17 protein-coding genes, 2 pseudogenes and 1 riboswitch are annotated in these 14,751 nt (G+C 69.8%); of the genes and pseudogenes, 10 read left to right on the top strand and 9 right to left on the bottom strand.

All coding sequences use genetic code 11. The features are described from left to right. The 4 genes from QT17_RS04090 to thiE all read right to left on the bottom strand — a co-directional run. A partial coding sequence (locus tag QT17_RS04090) for an FAD-binding oxidoreductase (protein ID WP_039456713.1) occupies positions 1-580 on the bottom strand: 580 nt, incomplete at its 3' end. Next, positions 577-1,359: a thiazole synthase gene (locus tag QT17_RS04085; protein ID WP_039456712.1), complete on the bottom strand. Its 783-nt coding sequence runs from the start codon at positions 1,357-1,359 to the stop codon at positions 577-579. The genes QT17_RS04090 and QT17_RS04085, both read right to left, overlap by 4 nt. Further along, positions 1,360-1,554 (bottom strand): sulfur carrier protein ThiS, encoded by a 195-nt coding sequence (gene thiS, locus QT17_RS04080; RefSeq protein WP_039456710.1) that lies wholly within the window; start codon positions 1,552-1,554, stop codon positions 1,360-1,362. Continuing rightward, positions 1,541-2,161, bottom strand: a complete 621-nt coding sequence (gene thiE, locus QT17_RS04075; RefSeq protein ID WP_039456708.1) for a thiamine phosphate synthase — start codon at positions 2,159-2,161, stop codon at positions 1,541-1,543. Before thiE ends, thiS begins: the two co-directional genes overlap by 14 nt. Positions 2,162-2,230: 69 nt before the next feature. Further along, a riboswitch (TPP riboswitch) is annotated at positions 2,231-2,340 on the bottom strand. A gap of 90 nt (positions 2,341-2,430) precedes the next feature. On the opposite strand from thiE, the gene QT17_RS14705 reads away from it, so the two are divergent. The 8 genes from QT17_RS14705 (at position 2,431) to sat (ending at position 9,165) form a co-directional block, all read left to right on the top strand. Beyond that, positions 2,431-2,553, top strand: coding sequence for a hypothetical protein (locus QT17_RS14705; RefSeq protein WP_255347416.1), 123 nt, complete (start codon positions 2,431-2,433; stop codon positions 2,551-2,553). A gap of 281 nt (positions 2,554-2,834) precedes the next feature. After that, positions 2,835-4,580 carry a nitrite/sulfite reductase gene (locus QT17_RS04070; protein WP_052155151.1) on the top strand — a complete coding sequence of 582 codons (1,746 nt, stop codon included), beginning with the start codon at positions 2,835-2,837 and terminating at the stop codon, positions 4,578-4,580. A 10-nt stretch (positions 4,581-4,590) separates the two neighbouring features. Then, a complete protein-coding gene (locus QT17_RS04065; protein ID WP_039456704.1) occupies positions 4,591-5,352 on the top strand; it encodes a uroporphyrinogen-III synthase in 762 nt (253 codons plus the stop codon). Continuing rightward, positions 5,349-6,002 (top strand): bifunctional precorrin-2 dehydrogenase/sirohydrochlorin ferrochelatase, encoded by a 654-nt coding sequence (locus QT17_RS04060; RefSeq protein ID WP_039456702.1) that lies wholly within the window; start codon positions 5,349-5,351, stop codon positions 6,000-6,002. Before QT17_RS04065 ends, QT17_RS04060 begins: the two co-directional genes overlap by 4 nt. Then, entirely contained in the window at positions 5,990-6,658 is a 669-nt protein-coding gene (locus tag QT17_RS04055) for a phosphoadenylyl-sulfate reductase (protein WP_039456700.1), read from the top strand. Before QT17_RS04060 ends, QT17_RS04055 begins: the two co-directional genes overlap by 13 nt. 1 nt (position 6,659) lies before the next feature. Then, positions 6,660-7,400: a sulfite exporter TauE/SafE family protein gene (locus QT17_RS04050; protein ID WP_039456697.1), complete on the top strand. Its 741-nt coding sequence runs from the start codon at positions 6,660-6,662 to the stop codon at positions 7,398-7,400. Beyond that, positions 7,393-8,112 (top strand): uroporphyrinogen-III C-methyltransferase, encoded by a 720-nt coding sequence (gene cobA / locus QT17_RS04045; protein ID WP_039456694.1) that lies wholly within the window; start codon positions 7,393-7,395, stop codon positions 8,110-8,112. Before QT17_RS04050 ends, cobA begins: the two co-directional genes overlap by 8 nt. A gap of 3 nt (positions 8,113-8,115) precedes the next feature. After that, entirely contained in the window at positions 8,116-9,165 is a 1,050-nt protein-coding gene (sat, locus tag QT17_RS04040) for a sulfate adenylyltransferase (protein WP_039456692.1), read from the top strand. Here the strand turns inward: sat and QT17_RS04035 are convergent. From QT17_RS04035 to cobT, 5 genes and pseudogenes are all read right to left on the bottom strand, one after another. Next, positions 9,143-10,186 (bottom strand): LLM class flavin-dependent oxidoreductase, encoded by a 1,044-nt coding sequence (locus QT17_RS04035; protein ID WP_039456689.1) that lies wholly within the window; start codon positions 10,184-10,186, stop codon positions 9,143-9,145. The genes sat and QT17_RS04035 overlap by 23 nt on opposite strands. 28 nt (positions 10,187-10,214) lie before the next feature. Next, a complete protein-coding gene (locus QT17_RS04030; protein ID WP_039456687.1) occupies positions 10,215-11,531 on the bottom strand; it encodes a cobyrinate a,c-diamide synthase in 1,317 nt (438 codons plus the stop codon). After that, positions 11,531-12,094 (bottom strand): cob(I)yrinic acid a,c-diamide adenosyltransferase, encoded by a 564-nt coding sequence (gene cobO / locus QT17_RS04025; protein ID WP_039456684.1) that lies wholly within the window; start codon positions 12,092-12,094, stop codon positions 11,531-11,533. The genes QT17_RS04030 and cobO overlap by 1 nt, the downstream gene beginning before the upstream one ends. Then, a pseudogene (locus tag QT17_RS04020) lies at positions 12,073-12,767 on the bottom strand (adenosylcobinamide-GDP ribazoletransferase). The gene cobO and the pseudogene QT17_RS04020 overlap by 22 nt, the downstream one beginning before the upstream one ends. After that, positions 12,768-13,778 (bottom strand): nicotinate-nucleotide--dimethylbenzimidazole phosphoribosyltransferase, encoded by a 1,011-nt coding sequence (gene cobT / locus QT17_RS04015; RefSeq protein ID WP_039456682.1) that lies wholly within the window; start codon positions 13,776-13,778, stop codon positions 12,768-12,770. It abuts the pseudogene before it with no gap. A gap of 21 nt (positions 13,779-13,799) precedes the next feature. Between cobT and QT17_RS04010 the strand changes: the two genes are divergently transcribed. Both QT17_RS04010 and QT17_RS04005 read left to right on the top strand, forming a co-directional pair. Beyond that, the gene (locus QT17_RS04010) at positions 13,800-14,369 is read left to right on the top strand and encodes a histidine phosphatase family protein (RefSeq protein WP_052155150.1); all 570 of its coding nucleotides are present in this window, start codon (positions 13,800-13,802) and stop codon (positions 14,367-14,369) included. A 149-nt stretch (positions 14,370-14,518) separates the two neighbouring features. After that, a pseudogene (locus tag QT17_RS04005) lies at positions 14,519-14,751 on the top strand (hypothetical protein); the annotation flags it as partial.

Here is a 14,751-nt window from a genome sequence, read left to right as displayed (position 1 = left end):
CCTCCCCCCTAAGGGGCCGCACCCCGAGGCCAAAGCGGGCGGCCCAGGCTCCCACGGCAAGGACCACATGCCGGGCCTGCACCGCACCCCCCGGGAAGGCCACCCTTCCCTCCTCCACCGCCTCCACCTCCACGGGCCAGAGGGAAACACCCCTCCGGGCCAGGAGGGCGAGGAGGGCCTCCCGGAGCGCCGCGGCGTGGAGGTAGCCCCCGGGAAAGCGCCTCACCCCCAAGCCCCCCCGCACCGGATAGGGCAGGGCCTCCTCCGCCTGCCAGGCCGCCTTCTCCCCTTCCCCCAGGGCCACCACGAAGGTGCCGGAAAAGCCGGCCTCCACGGGAAAACCCTCGTCCCTTAGCTCCGCCAAAAGCTCGGGGTAGTAGTCCAGGGCGAAAAGGCCCGCCTCAAGAAGCTCTCCCGAAAGCCCCTCGGGGTAGGGGGCGAGCATCCCGGCGCTCGCCCGGGTGGCGGCCCCCTCCTTCCCCGCATCCAGGAGGACCACCTGAAGCCCCCGCTTGGCGAGCTCGTAGGCGGTGAGGGCCCCGATGATCCCCGCCCCCACCACGGCCACCTCGGCCCTCACCCCCGCCTCCCCAAGGGTACCCCCTCCGTGGGGCTCGAGGGGCTCGCCGCCTCCCTTGGCCGCATGGGGCCTGCCAGATGGGCCCTCCTCCCCGCCTCCACCGCAAGCCGGAAGGCCTCGGCCATGGCCACGGGGTCCTCCGCCTCGGCGATGGCGGTGTTGACCAGGACGGCATCCAGCCCGAGCTCCATCACCTCCGCGGCATGGGAGGGAAGGCCAAGCCCGGCGTCCACCACCACCGGGGGGAGGCTTGGGCGCTCCCGGGCGAAGAGCTCCAGAAGGGCCCGGGTCCTCACCCCCCAGCCCGAGCCGATGGGGGCGGCCAAGGGCATCACCGTGGCGGTGCCGAGGGCGGCAAGCCGCTTGGCCAGGACCAGGTCGGGCCCCATGTAGGGCAGGACCACGAAGCCCTCCTCCAAAAGCCTCTCCGCGGCCTTGAGCGTCTCCAAGGGGTCAGGGAGAAGGTAGGTGGAATCGGGGATGACCTCCAGCTTCACCCAGTTCTCCCCGGTGAGGAGGCGGCCCAGCCGGGCGAGGCGCACCGCCTCCTCCGCCGTCTTGGCCCCGGCGGTGTTGGGGAGAAGCCGCACCCCCTCCAGGGCCTCCAGAAGCCCCACGTGCCCCGGGGCCCCCACCTCCACCCGCCTCACGGAAACCGTCACCACCTCCGCTCCCGCCGCCTCTATGGCCTGCCGCATCACCCCAAAGTCCTTGAACTTGCCGGACCCCAGGATGAGGCGGCTTTTTAGCTCCCGGTCGCCCACCTTCCAGCTATCCATCTAGCCTCCCTGCATCAGGGCCACCACCTCCACCACGTCGCCCTCCTTTAGGACCCGCTCCGGCACCTCAGCCCCAGGGAAGGCCTCCTCGTTGAGGAGGACGGCGACCCGTTCCAAGGCCACCCCCAGTTCCTCCAGGACCTCTTTAAGCGTCCTGCCCTCCAAGGGCTTGGGCTCGCCGTTAAGCCACACCATAAAGCCGCTCCCGGAAGGCCTTGGCCGCGCCCTCGGGGTCCTCGGCGTCCAGGATGGCCCGAACCACCACCACGCGCCTCGCCCCAGCCTCGAGGACCCGGTCCAGGTTGGTGAGGTCAATCCCGCCGATGGCGAACCAGGGCTTCTCCCCCAGGTGCTCCGCCGCAAAGCGGACGTAGCCCAGCCCCGCCGCTTTCCGCCCCGGCTTGGTGGGCGTCTCCCACACCGGCCCCACGGAAAGGTAATCGGCCCCCTCATCCAGGGCCTTTAGCGCCTGCTCCGGGGCGTGGGTGGAGCGGCCGATTAAGCCCTGGAAGAAGCGCCGCGCCTCCTCGGGCGTGAGGTCCCCCTGCCCCAGGTGCACCCCGTCCGCCCCCAGGAGGGCGGCCAGGTCCGGGCGGTCGTTGAGGAAAAAGGGAACCCCGTAGCCCTGGGCCAAGGCCAGCATCCGCTCTCCCAGCTCCAGGATGGGCCTCGCCTCCCAGTCCTTGGCCCGAAGCTGCAAAACCTCCACGCCGCCCCCAAGGGCCCGCTCGGTGCGGTCCAAAATCGTTTCCCTAGACCACCCCGGCCTTGGGGTCACCACCAGGTAGAGCCTCCCAAGCAACCTTCCACCCCCTCAGGCCAGCGGGAAAAGCCCACGCGGCCCACGGGGTGTTGGGTTTTGGGGGATTTGGGTCTTCCGCATAGGCTTCCCTCCGCCGGCATTACCCGGATCAGGTTCCAAGGGTTGCTGGGAAGAACCCAGCTCTCAGCCCCTCCATTGGGGCACCCCTAGCCTGCCCCCTTACTATAGCACGCCCCCCTTGCCGGAAAGGGAAGGAAGCTACCCTGGGAAAAACCCATGCGCCCCCGTCTCGCCTTCGCCCTTCTCCTGTGGCTCCCTTCATTCTCCCCCCCAGGCCCAACCCCATGCACCTGGGCCTGGCCGTGGCGGCCTTTCTGCTCCTTCTTGCCGGGGCACTTTTCCTCTTCCTTGCCGCCCTCCTTCCCCCCTAGCCCTTGGCCTTCTTTTGTTACCCCTCTTCCAACCCTTTGGGGACGCCCCGGGCCAAACCCTTCCCATCCCGGCCCGGTGGGGGGCTCTGGCCTTGGGCGTAGCCCTAAGCGGCCTCGGCCTCCACCTAGCGGGAACACCCGCAGGGACCCCTCCCACGTCGCCCCAACCCCCGTCCATTCCCCCTATGGGGCCCAGGATTTGGTGGCGCATACCCTTGACTTTTACAGACTCAATGGTATATCCTCCTGGGTAACCCCCGAGGCCGGGGGAGGGAGGGAAGATGCCAGGGGTTAGGGAGATCCAGCAGGACGAAGCGGTGGAAGCGGAAATCCGCTACCTCGAGGCCATGATCGCCCGCCTCGAGGCGGGGGAGGAAGACCCCGAGGACTTCCGGGTCTTTCGCCTTAAGAACGGGATCTATGGGATCCGGGGACGCCCCGAGCACCACATGATCCGCATCAAGCTCCCCGTGGGCCGCACCACCCCTGAAGGCCTAAGGGTGCTGGCGGAGGTGGCCGAGCGCTACACGGAAAACCGCCTGGCCCACGTGACCACCCGCCAGGCGGTGCAGCTCCACCACGTGCACCGCCGGGACGTGCCCAAGGTGCTCCGGGCGGTGAACGCCGTGGGCCTCACCACCCGGGAGGCCTGCGGCCACTCCATCCGGGCCATCACCTGCTGCCCCTACGCCGGGGTCTCCCCGGAGGAGCCCTTTGACGTCACCCCCTATGCGGAAAAGGCCTACCGCTACTTCCTCCGCCACCCCGTGGGGCAGAACCTGCCCCGTAAGTTCAAGGTGGCCTTTGAGGGGTGCGCCACGGACCACGCCCGCACCCCCATCCACGACATCGGGGTGGTGGCGGCGGTGGAGGGGGGAAAGCGGGGCTTCCGCATCTACGTGGGCGGGGGGCTTGGGGCGGCCCCCATGAGCGCCGAGCTTTTGGAACCCTTCACCCCCGAGGAGGACCTCCTCCCCACCATGCTCGCCATCATCCGCCTCTTTGACCGCTACGGGAACCGCAAGGTCCTCACCCAGGCCCGGCTCAAGTTCTTGGTGAAGAAGTGGGGCATCGCCGCCTTCCGGGAGGCGGTGCGGGAGGAACGGCGCCTGGTGAAGCTCACGGCCAGCGGGGCGGACCTCGAGGCCTGGGCCCCTCCCGAGGACGCCCCGCCCCCCCGCCTCCCCAATCCTCCCCAAAAGCCCTTCTCCTTCGCCCCGGGCTTTGACACCTGGCGGCGCACGAACCTCTTCCGGCAGAAGCAGGAGGGCTTCTACACCGTTTCCGTGCGCCTCCCCTTGGGGGACATCACCCCGGAGGGCCTTAGGGCCCTGGCGGGGATCGCCGAGACCTACGCCGGGGAGATCCGGAGCGCCATCAGCCAGAACCTCCTCCTCCGCTTCGTCCCGGAGGAGGCTTTAGGCGGGCTTTACGAGGCCCTTTTGCAGGCGGGCCTAGCCCACGCCGAGGCCCACACCGTCCTGGACATCACCCGCTGCCCTGGGGCCGACACCTGCAACCTGGCCATCACCCGCTCCCGGGGCCTAGCCCAAGCCCTGGGGGAAAGGCTGGAGGCCCTACCCCTGGCCCAGGACCCAGGGGTGAAGGCCATCAGCATCAAGATCTCCGGCTGCCCCAACTCCTGCGGCCAGCACCACATCGCCGACATCGGTTTTTACGGCTCCAGCCGCAAGGTGGGGGACCGCGAGGTGCCCCACTACGTCCTCCTCTTGGGCGGGCGCACCCGGGAGGGGGAGGCCCGCTTCGGCCAGGTGGTGGGCCGCATCCCCGCCCGCCGGGTCCCCGAGGCGGTGGAGCGGATCCTAAAGCGCTACGAGGTGGAGCGGCAGAATGGGGAGAGCTTCCAAGCCTACTTGGACCGCGTGGGGCCCGCCTCCTTCAAGGCCCTTCTCCAGGACCTTCAGGAGGTACCTCCCTACGCGGAGGCCCCGGAGTTCTACCAGGACCTGGGGGCGGAAGGAGAGGCGTTCAGCGTGCAGCTTGGGCGCGGGGAGTGCGCCGTATAGGGAGGTGGCCATGCGCATCGCCTACGCCGGCCTAAGGCGAAGGGAGGAGTTTAAAGCCCTGGCGGAGAAGCTCGGCTTCACGCCTTTGCTCCTCCCCGCCCAGAGCACGGAAAGGGTACCCGTGCCCGAGTACCAGGACCGCCTTCGGGAACTGAGCCAAGGGGTGAACCTCTTCCTCGCCACCACCGGGGTGGGGGTGCGGGACCTCTTGGAGGGGGGTAGGGCCCTGGGCCTGGACCTTAAGGCCCCCCTGGCCCAAGCCCACCGCCTGGCCCGGGGCGCCAAGGCGGCCCGGGTCCTGCGGGAAGAGGGGCTACCCCCCCACGCCACGGGGGACGGCACGAGCCCAAGCCTCATCCCCCTCCTCCCCCCAGGCCCCGGCAGGGCGGCGCTCCAGCTTTACGGCAAGCCCCTACCCCTTCTGGAAGCCGCCCTGGCCCAACGGGGGTATGCGGTCCTTCCCCTCATGCCCTACCGCCACCTGCCCAACCCCGAAGGCATCCGGGCCCTGGAGGCGGCCATCCGGGAAGGCGCCGTGGAGGCGGTGGCCTTCGTGGCCGCCATCCAGGTGGAGTTCCTCTTTGAAGGGGCCAAAGACCCCCAGGCCTTAAGGGAAGCCCTCAACGCCCGGGCGAAGGCCCTAGCCGTGGGCCGCGTCACCGCGGACGCCCTGAGGGAGTGGGGGGTGAAGCCCTTTTACGTGGACGAAACGGAACGTTTAGGCAGCATGCTCCAGGGCTTCAAGAGGGCCCTTTTCCAGGAGGCGGTATGACCTATTTCCCCTTGATGCTAGACCTCCAAAACCGCCCCGTCCTCCTCATCGCCGGGGGCCCGGAAACCGGGGCCAAGCTCCACGCCCTCCTCCAGGCCGGGGCCCGGGCCACGGTCCTGGCGGAGGAGGACGCCTGGGGCCTTGCGGCCTTGGAAAGGGAGGGGAGGATCCGCTGGCTCCGACGGGGCTACCGGGAAGGGGACCTGGAGGGCTACTTCCTGGTGGTGAGCCACCCCAAGGACAAGGCCATCCACCCCCAGGTCAAGGCCGAGGCGGAGCGGCGCCGGGTCTTCCTCGTGGCCGTGGACGACCCGGAAAACGCCAGCGCCATCCTCCCCGCTGTCCTCCGCCGCGGGGAGCTCCTGGTGGCCCTTTCCACCTCGGGGGCGGCCCCCGCCTTGGCCGTGCGCCTCAAGGAACGGCTCGGCCAGCTTTTCCCGGAAGCCTATGGGGAGCTCGTGGCCTTCCTCCGCACCCTAAGGCCCAAAATCGCCCGGATCCCGAGCTTTGAGGAACGGAAGCAGCTCTGGTACCGCATCGTGGACCAAGCCCTGGAAGCGTTGGACCTGGACCCCCAAGAAGGCCTGGCCAAGGCCATAGCCCAGGCCGAGAAGGCCCTAACCGAGGAGGTGGCGGCATGGACAAGGTGAAGGCGGCGCAAACCCTGGTGGAGGAAGCCCTGGCGCAAAGCCAAAGCCCCTGCTTCACCTGCAGCTTCCAGGCGGAGGACGTGGCGGTGCTCCACCTCCTCCTAAAGGCCAAGCCCGACATCCCCGTCCTCTTCCTGGACACCGGCTACCACTTCCCCGAGGTCTACGCCTACCGGGACGCGTTGCAGAGGCGGTTGGGCTTCCGCCTGGTGAACCTCACCCCCACCCTTTCCCGGGAGGAGCAGGAAGCCCGCTACGGGCGGCTTTACGAGACCGACCCCCACCGCTGCTGCCAGATCCGCAAGGTGGAGCCCCTTTTCCAGGCCCTGGAGGCGTACGATACCTGGTTCACGGGCCTTAGGCGGGAGCAGTCCCCCACCCGGGCCCACCTCCAGCCCCTGGAGGAAGCCCTCCTCCCTTCAGGACACCGATTGAGGAAGGTGAGCCCCCTCTACGACTGGACGCTCAAGGAGGTTTTCGCCTACCTGGCGGTCCAGGACCTCCCCTACCTGCCCCTTTACGAACAGGGCTACTTCTCCATCGGCTGCGCCCCCTGCACCGCAAAGCCCCTAGACCCAAACGACCCCCGCTCCGGGCGCTGGGCGGGCAAGGGGAAGCTGGAGTGCGGCATCCACCTCCACGGGAAGGAGGGGTAGCATGGCCCTTCTCCTGGGCTTCCTCATCGCCTTCGCCATCGGGGTCACGGGGGTGGGCGCAGGCACCGTCACCGCTCCCCTCCTCATCCTGGCCCTGGGGCTTCCCCCGCAGGTGGCGGTGGGCACGGCGCTCCTCTTCGGCTTCCTGGTCAAGGTTCCGGCGGGGGCGGTGTACCTCGCCCGCGGGCAGGTGGCGCCCAAGGCGCTCGGGCTCCTCCTCCTGGGGGGCGTGCCTGGGGTACTCTTGGGAAGCCTCCTCCTCACCGGCCTCAAAGGGGCCAAGGACCTGGTCCTCCTCCTGGTGGGGCTCACCGTGGTGGCCTCCGCGGCCTTGGGCATCTGGCAGAGCCTTCGCGGGCGTGTTCTGGGGCGGGAAAAACCCGGGCTCCTTCCCCCCGCGGCCTTTGGGATCGGCCTCGAGGTGGGCTTCTCCTCCGCCGGGGCCGGGGCCTTGGGAACCCTCCTCCTCCTCTACGCCACGCGGCTTTCCCCCCAGCAGGTGGTGGGCACGGACCTCCTCTTCGGCCTGGTCCTCGCCCTCCTAGGGGGCGGGGTGCACCTCCTCTTTGGCCAGGCAGACCTTGGCCTCCTCCTTGCCCTAGCCACTGGGGGCATCTTGGGCGCCACCTTTGGCGCCCTCTTCGCCACCCGCCTGCCCAGGGAGCCCCTCCGGCTTGCCCTCCTCCTCTGGCTCCTCTTTATCGGGGGGCAACTCATCTACCGGGGGGTGGCCCATGGGTAAGGTCTACCTGGTGGGGGCGGGCCCCGGCGATCCCGAGCTCCTCACCCTGAAGGCCTTCCACCTCCTGCAAAGGGCCCCCGTGGTCCTCCACGACCGCCTGGTGGACGGGCGCATCCTGGACCTCGTCCCCGGGCAAAAGGTCTACGTGGGCAAGGAGGAGGGGGAAAGCGAGAAACAGGAGGCCATCCACCGCCTCCTCCTCTCCTACGCCCGCCGCTATCCCTTCGTGGTGCGGCTAAAGGGCGGGGACCCCATGGTCTTCGGCCGGGGCGGGGAGGAGGCGCTTTTCCTCCTACGGCACGGCATCCCCGTGGAGGTGGTCCCCGGGGTGAGCAGCGTGCTCAGCCCAGGCCTTCCCCTCACCCACCGGGGCCTAGCCCACGGCTTCGCCGCCGTTTCCGGGGTACTGGAGGGGGGCGGCTACCCCGACCTTAGCCCCTTCGCCCAGGCCCCCACCCTGGTGGTGCTCATGGGGGTAAAAAGGCGGGTCTGGATCGCCCAGGAACTCCTGCGCCTAGGGCGTGTGCCGGAAGAGCCCATCCTCTTCGTGGAGCGGGCCACCACGCCCAAAGAGCGCCGAATCCCCGCCCGCCTTGGCGAGGTGGCCCAAGGTAAGGTGGCCGTGGAAGCCCCCGCCCTCTGGATCCTGGGAGAGGTGGTGCGGGTCTTGGAGGAAGCCCCTCGGGAAACGGAAGCCCTTCTACGGAGGTAACCCATGGTGGAAACCCTTCCCACCCTTGCCATCGGCGAGGACGAGCGTTTGGACCTGGAGAACTTGGCCACGGGGGCCTTCGCCCCCGTCCGGGGCTTCATGACCCGGGAGGAAGCCCTAAGCGTGGCCGAGACCATGCGCCTGCCCACGGGGGAGGTCTGGACCATCCCCATCCTCCTGCAGGCCCCGGAGAAACCCCGGGTGGGCCCTGGGGACACCGTGGCCCTCCTTTACCAAGGGGAGCGGGTGGCCCTCCTGCACGTGTCGGACGCCTACGCCCTGGACCTCAGGCGCTTGGCCAAAGAGGTCTTCGGCACGGAGAGCGAGGCCCACCCCGGGGTGGCGCGGCTCTACGCCAAGGGGCCCTACGCCCTTGGGGGGAAGGTGGAGGTGCTTAAGCCCCGGGCCCGCGGCCCCCTGGAGAAGACCCCCGAGGAAGCGCGGGCCCACTTCCGGGAGCGGGGCTGGCGCACGGTGGTGGCCTTCCAGACCCGCAACGCCCCCCACCGGGCCCACGAGTACCTGGTCCGGCTGGGCCTGGAGCTGGCGGACGGGGTCCTGGTTCACCCCATCCTGGGGGCCAAGAAGGCGGACGATTTCCCCACGGAGGTGGTCCTCCGGGCCTATGAGCGCCTCCTCCGGGAGTTCCTCCCCCAGGACCGGGTGGTCCTCTTTGGCCTCGCCACCCCCATGCGCTACGCCGGGCCCAAGGAGGCGGTCTTCCACGCCCTGGTGCGCAAGAACTTCGGGGCCACCCACTTCCTGGTGGGCCGGGACCACGCCGGGGTGGGGGACTTTTACGATCCCTACGCCGCCCACCGCATCTTTGACCAGCTTCCCCCCTTGGGGATAGAGATCCTCCGGGTGGGAGCCGTCTTCCACTGCCCCCTCTGCGGCGGCATCGCCTCGGAGAGGACCTGCCCGGAGGCCCACCGGGAAAAGCGGCTTTCCATCAGCATGACCAAGGTGCGCGCCCTCCTCCGGGAAGGGAAAACCCCGCCCCCCGAGCTGGTGCGGCCCGAGCTCCTCCCTATCCTGCGGCAGGGGGTGTAGCGAGGGCCCTTTGCACCCGGGGTAGAACCTCGCCGCCCAAAAGCTCAATGGCCCGGAGCACCTTGGCATGGGGCAGGGTGCCCACGGAAAGCTGAAGGACGAACCTTTCGGGGCGGAAGAGTTCATACCAGTAGAGGGCCTTCTCCGCCACCCTAAGGGGGTCACCGATGAAGTCGGCCCCCTCGAGGCCCCGGGACCAGGCGAAGTAGCTGAGGTCCAAGGGCCGCCACCCCCGCTCCCGCCCGATCTTGTTCATCACCGCCAAGAAGGCGGGGGCGGCGAGGCGGAAGGCTTCAGCGTCGTCCTCGGCTAAAAAGCCATGGGCGGCCAGGGTGAGCCTCGGGGTGTGGCCGTGCTCCCGGGCCGTCTTCCGGTAAAGCTCCACGAAGGGGAGGAAGCGCTTCGGGGTCCCGGCGATGATGGCGAGGACCAAGGGGAGCCCGAGCCGTCCGGCGCGCACAGCGGACTCCAGGCTACCGCCGGCGGCCACCCAAACCGGCAAAGGGTTCTGCTTGGGCCTCGGGTAGACCCCGAGGCCGGGGATGGGCTTGGTGAAGCGCCCCCCAGGCCAGTGAACCTTCTCCTCTTCCCGGATTTTGAGGAGAAGGGCGAGCTTCTCCTCAAACAAGGCCTCGTAGTCCCGCAGGTCGTAGCCGAAAAGGGGGAAGGACTCCACGAACGAGCCCCGCCCCACCCAAAGCTCCGCCCGCCCCCCGGAGAGGAGGTCCAAGGTGGCGAACTGCTGGAAGACCCGGATGGGGTCGTCCGAAGAAAGGACCACCACGGCGCTCGCCAGCCGGATCCTCCGGGTGCGGGAAGCCATGGCGGCAAGGACCACCGCCGGGGCCGAGACCGCGTAGTCCTCCCGGTGGTGCTCCCCCACGGCGAAGAGGGCGAGGCCCGCTTGCTCGGCCAGCTCCGCCTCTTCCAAAAGTCGCTTTAGCCGTTCCTCCGCCGTGGGAGGACGGCCAAGCTCAGGGTCCAGGGTCCGTTCGCCAAAGGTGTAAAGGCCGAGCTCCATACTTCAAGGGTATGGGGGCACTTTATTTTTAAAAGTGCTCCCCCCCACCCTCTGCCAAGCCCAGAAACCGCTCCACTCCTCCTCTCCGGGCGGGGAGGTAGAGGTGGACGAAGCTCGCCAACACCCGACCATCCGTGTACCCCTCCACCTCCTCTCCCCCCGCCCGGCGCCAGGCGGGGCTTGGGGAGGGGGGAAGCCTTGCGTAGTGGAACTCGTGCCCCCTAAAGACCTCCCCCGCCCGGGCCACGGGGCTATCCCGCAGGGCCACCACCTCCCGGTAGCCCAGAAGGGGCCTTTCCGCCATCCGGGCCTCCCCGGGAACCCGGCCCACCATGGGGTAGAACCGCTCCCCCACCCAAAGCCCCTGGGAGAGGTACATGTACCCCCCGCACTCCGCCACCACGGGCCCGGGGAAGCGGCGGATGGCCTCCCTGAGGGCCCGGTTTTCCGAAAGCCGCTCGGCGAAGAGCTCGGGGTAGCCGCCCCCGAGGAGGAGGGCCTCCGCCTGGGGCAGGGCCTCGTCCTCCAGGGGGCTAAAGGGGAGGAGCTCGGCCCCCAGGGCCTGAAGGAGCTCCAGGGCCTCGGGGTAGTAGAAGCGGAAGGCCCGATCCCAGGCGTAGGCCACCCGGGCTCGAGGCGGCCGCCTTTCGGGCAGGAAAGGCGGGGCCTCGGGAAGGGGCAGGGCGGAGGCCGCCAGGCGGAGGACCGCCTCCAGGTCCACCCGGAAGGCCCGCCTCAAGGACTCCAAGGGGGGCGGCGCCTCCCCCGCCAGGACCAGGCCCAGGTGCCGCTCGGGCAGGGCGAGGGCGGGGTCCTGGGGCAGCCAGCCCAGAAGGGGAAGGCCCAAGGGCCTCAGGGCCTCCTCGAGGATCTCCGCATGCCGCTCGGAGCCCACCCGGTTGGCGAAGACCCCCACGAGGCGAAGCCCCGGGTCGTGGTCGCGGAAGCCCCGCACCAGGGCGGCGATGGACCCCGCCATGCCCTTGGCGTCCACCACCAGGGCCACGGGGGCCCCGAGGAGCTTGGCCACCTGCGCGGTGGAGCCCACCCGCCCGTGGGGGTCCTTGCCGTCAAAGAGGCCCATGACCCCTTCCACCAGGGCGAAGTCCGCCCCCCTCGCCCCGTGGCGGAAGAGGGCGAGGAGGCCCGCCTCATCCAGGAAGAAGCCGTCCAGGTTGTAGGGCCTGCGGCCGGTGGCGGCCTCGAGGTGGGTGGGGTCAATGTAGTCGGGTCCCACCTTGAAGGGCTGCACCCGTAGGCCCCGCTCCCCCAGGGCCAGGGCCAAGGCGAGGGCCAGGGTGGTCTTTCCCGCCCCGGAGTGGGGTGCCGCTAGGACCAGGCGCATCAGTGCTCAATCCCCCTTTGGGCCGGCACGCCCGCGTCAAAGGCGTGCTTGAGCTTGCGCATCTCCGTCACCGTGTCCGCCAGGGCCAAAAGGGCCTCCGGAGCCCCCCTCCCCGTGACCACCACGTGCACGTGGGCCGGGCGGGCCCGTAGGGTCTCCAGGAACGCCTCCAAGGGGACCCAGCCGTAGCGCAAGGGGTAGGTGGCCTCGTCCAGGACCACAAGATCGTATTCCCCGGACAGGATGGCCTCCTTGGCCCTCCCCCAGCCCTCCTGGGCCAGGCGGGCGGAGGCGGCGAGGTCGTGGCTTTTCCAGGTGAAGCCGTCCCCCAGCCCCTCTATGGGGATGCCGAGAAGGGCGAAGGCCCGGTGCTCCCCGAAGCGGGCGCTGGCGTGCTTGAGGAACTGGAAGATCCGCACCCTTAGGCCCCGCCCATGGGCCCGGAGGGCGAGGCCGAAGGCGGCGGTGCTCTTGCCCTTGCCGTCCCCGGTGTAGACGATAAGGAGCCCCCGCCGCTCCCCTTGGGGCCTCGTGTAGGGCTTCAGCCGCCGAGGTTCTTCCATAGGGCATAGCCTAGCAGGGCGAAAAGCTCCGCTAAGGAGATCATGGCCCCCAGGATGTCTCCGTTGAGCCCCCCGAGCCGGGCCAGGGCCAGCCGGGCCACGAGGAAGGCGGCGAGGAGGGCGAACAGTGCCGGCAAGGGAAAGAGGAGGGGAAAGGGAAGGGCGAGGAGCAGGGCGAGCCCCCAAGGCCCCCCCGAACGGCGGCCGCCATCCCCGGGCCCAGGAGGGGGTAAAGGTGGAGGAAGGGCAGACAGGCGAAGCGGGTGAAGCCCGGGAAGAGGAGGAGGAAGCGGGGGTCTTGGGCCAGGGCCAGGGCCTGCCAGAGGAGAAGGAGGTAAAGCCCCCCCACGCCGAAGGCGAAGGGCCCCAGGTGGGGGTCCTTGAGGATGCGGAGCCGCTCCTCCCGCGGGCGGTGGCCCAAAAGGGCATCGGCGGCGTCCAGGAGGCCGTCCAGGTGCAAGAAGCCCGTGAGGCCGAGAAGAAAGGCCGCCTGGAGGGCCGCAAGGAGCCCCACGGGCAAGGGGAGGAGCGCAAGGAGGGCGAGAAAGCCCCCCAAGGCGTAGCCCACCAGGGGGAAAAAGGCCACGCCCCGGCGGAAGTCCTCCGCCCGGAGCGCCACGGGCACGGGCAGGACGGAAAGGAGGGAAAAGGCGGCCAAAAGGGCCCTAAACACCTACCCGCCCCGGGAAACCCCCGCCTCGGCGAAGGTGGCCATATGCAGGATGCGCCCCGCCGCCCTCAGAAGCGGCATGGCGAGGACCGCCCCCGTCCCCTCCCCCAGGGCCAGGTCCAGGTCCAAGAGGGGCCTCAGACCCAGGGCCTCCAGGAGGTGGCGGTGGCCGGGCTCCCGGGAGAGGTGGCCGGCGAAGAAGTGGTCCCGGATTCCGGGCTCTATGCGGTAGGCCAAAAAGGCCCCCGCGGTCACGGGAAAGCCGTCCAGGACCAAGGGCACCCCCTGGGCGTACCCCTCCAGGTAGACCCCGGCGATGGCGAGGAGCTCGAGGCCCCCCACCTCCGCCGCCACCCCCAGGGGGTCCATCCCGGGCCGCAGGCGGGCGAGGGCCCGCGCCACCGCCTCCCGCTTGCGCTTGAGGCCCTCCTCCCCCACCCCCGTCCCCCGGCCCACCACCTCCTCCGGGGGAAGGCCCAAGAGCCCAGCGGTGAGGGCGGCGGCCGCGGTGGTGTTGCCGATGCCCATGTCCCCCGCGGCCAGGAGGGTGGCCCCCTCCGCCAGGGCCCGCCTGGCCGCCTCCCGCCCCGCCAAGAGGGCCCTTTCCGCCTCCTCCCGGGTGAGGGCGGGCTCATGGGCCAGGTTGCGGGTCCCCTCCCGCACCTTGCACTTGAGGAGCCTAGGGTGGTCGGGAAGGTCCCCGATGACCCCCACGTCCAGCACGTAGACCTCGCAGTCCGCCGCCAGGGCGAACTGGTTGATGGCGGCCCCCCCTCGGAGGAAGTTAAGAACCATCTGCCGGGTGACCTCCTGGGGGTAGGCGGAAACCCCCTCCGCCACCACCCCGTGGTCGGCGGCGCACACCACCACCGCCCCCCGGCCGAGCTCCGGCTTCACCCGGCCCTGGATGGCCGCCAGCCGCACCGCCACCTCCTCCAGGTACCCCAGGGAGCGGGGCGGCTTGGTGAGCTCCCCCATGCGCCGTTGGGCCTCTTCTAGGATCGCCCGATCCATGGCCCCCAATATACTCGTCCCGTGGAGCTCTGGCTCGTGCGCCACGGGGAAACCCTTTGGAACCGGGAGGGAAGGCTTCTCGGGTGGACGGACCTTCCCCTCACCCCCCTGGGGCGGAGGCAGGCGAGGGCCCTAAGGGGCCTCCTCCCGCCCCTTCCCGCCTATAGCTCCGACCTCAGGCGGGCCCTGGAAACGGCGGCCCTGGCGGGCTTCGCCCCCACCCCCAGTCCCGCCCTCCGGGAGATCCACTTCGGGGCCCTGGAGGGGGCTTTCTGGGAGGAGCTGGAGGCGGTCCACAAGGAGGCCCTCCTCCGTTTTCACGGCTTTGCGCCCCCAGGGGGGGAGCGCCTCGAGGCCTTCCAGGAAAGGGTCTTCCGCTTCCTAGAGGGGCTACGGGGGCCCTCCCTCCTCTTCACCCACGGGGGGGTGGTGCGGGCGGTGCTCCGGGCCCTGGGGGAAGACCGCCTCGTGCCCCTGGGAAGCGCCTTGGTGGTGGACTGGCCCCACAAGGTTTTGGAAACAGGACTTTACCCACATCTCCGTTTCGTGGTAAATCTCCAGGACTTTACCCACATCTCCGTTTCGTGGTAAATCTCCCCTTGCGGGCGCAGCCCGTATCTGGTACCGGGGGTGATCCATGGACATGCTCAAGGTGGCCGAGGCCAGGCTCCAGGAGTTCACGGGCCGTTTTGCGAGCGTTTTCCCCCGATAAGCGCCTCCACCGACGGTTTGAAGAGGTGGTGCGGGGCGCCTTGGCCGCAGGCTCAGCCCGGGTGAGCGAGATGGTGGCCTCGCTCCCTTCTCCCCTCCAGAACCGCTTCCACCAGGCCAAAGCCCTTTACCGCTTCCTGTCCAACCCACGGGTGGAGGCAGAAGCCCTCCTTGACCGGGTCTATCAGGAGAGCGCGACTGCCCTGGAGGGTGAGGAGGTTCTGGTCCTCCTGGACCTGAGCCCGGTGGCCAAGCCCTATGC

The sequence above is a fragment of the Thermus sp. 2.9 genome, from assembly GCF_000794385.1.
GTDB lineage: Bacteria > Deinococcota > Deinococci > Deinococcales > Thermaceae > Thermus > Thermus thalpophilus.
The sequence above is the reverse complement of the archived record's forward strand: the minus strand, read 5'-3'. Positions and strand labels throughout refer to the sequence as shown.

What these genes read in the sequence shown, in the direction of transcription:
- QT17_RS04085 (WP_039456712.1), bottom strand. Translation starts at nt 1,359, where the DNA reads ATGGATAGCTGGAAGGTGGGCGACCGGGAGCTAAAAAGCCGCCTCATC.
- thiS (WP_039456710.1), bottom strand. Translation starts at nt 1,554, where the DNA reads ATGGTGTGGCTTAACGGCGAGCCCAAGCCCTTGGAGGGCAGGACGCTT.
- QT17_RS04070 (WP_052155151.1), top strand. Translation starts at nt 2,835, where the DNA reads ATGCCAGGGGTTAGGGAGATCCAGCAGGACGAAGCGGTGGAAGCGGAA.
- QT17_RS04065 (WP_039456704.1), top strand. Translation starts at nt 4,591, where the DNA reads ATGCGCATCGCCTACGCCGGCCTAAGGCGAAGGGAGGAGTTTAAAGCC.
- QT17_RS04060 (WP_039456702.1), top strand. Translation starts at nt 5,349, where the DNA reads ATGACCTATTTCCCCTTGATGCTAGACCTCCAAAACCGCCCCGTCCTC.
- QT17_RS04055 (WP_039456700.1), top strand. Translation starts at nt 5,990, where the DNA reads ATGGACAAGGTGAAGGCGGCGCAAACCCTGGTGGAGGAAGCCCTGGCG.
- QT17_RS04050 (WP_039456697.1), top strand. Translation starts at nt 6,660, where the DNA reads ATGGCCCTTCTCCTGGGCTTCCTCATCGCCTTCGCCATCGGGGTCACG.
- cobA (WP_039456694.1), top strand. Translation starts at nt 7,393, where the DNA reads ATGGGTAAGGTCTACCTGGTGGGGGCGGGCCCCGGCGATCCCGAGCTC.
- sat (WP_039456692.1), top strand. Translation starts at nt 8,116, where the DNA reads ATGGTGGAAACCCTTCCCACCCTTGCCATCGGCGAGGACGAGCGTTTG.
- QT17_RS04035 (WP_039456689.1), bottom strand. Translation starts at nt 10,186, where the DNA reads ATGGAGCTCGGCCTTTACACCTTTGGCGAACGGACCCTGGACCCTGAG.
- QT17_RS04030 (WP_039456687.1), bottom strand. Translation starts at nt 11,531, where the DNA reads ATGCGCCTGGTCCTAGCGGCACCCCACTCCGGGGCGGGAAAGACCACC.
- cobO (WP_039456684.1), bottom strand. Translation starts at nt 12,094, where the DNA reads ATGGAAGAACCTCGGCGGCTGAAGCCCTACACGAGGCCCCAAGGGGAG.
- cobT (WP_039456682.1), bottom strand. Translation starts at nt 13,778, where the DNA reads ATGGATCGGGCGATCCTAGAAGAGGCCCAACGGCGCATGGGGGAGCTC.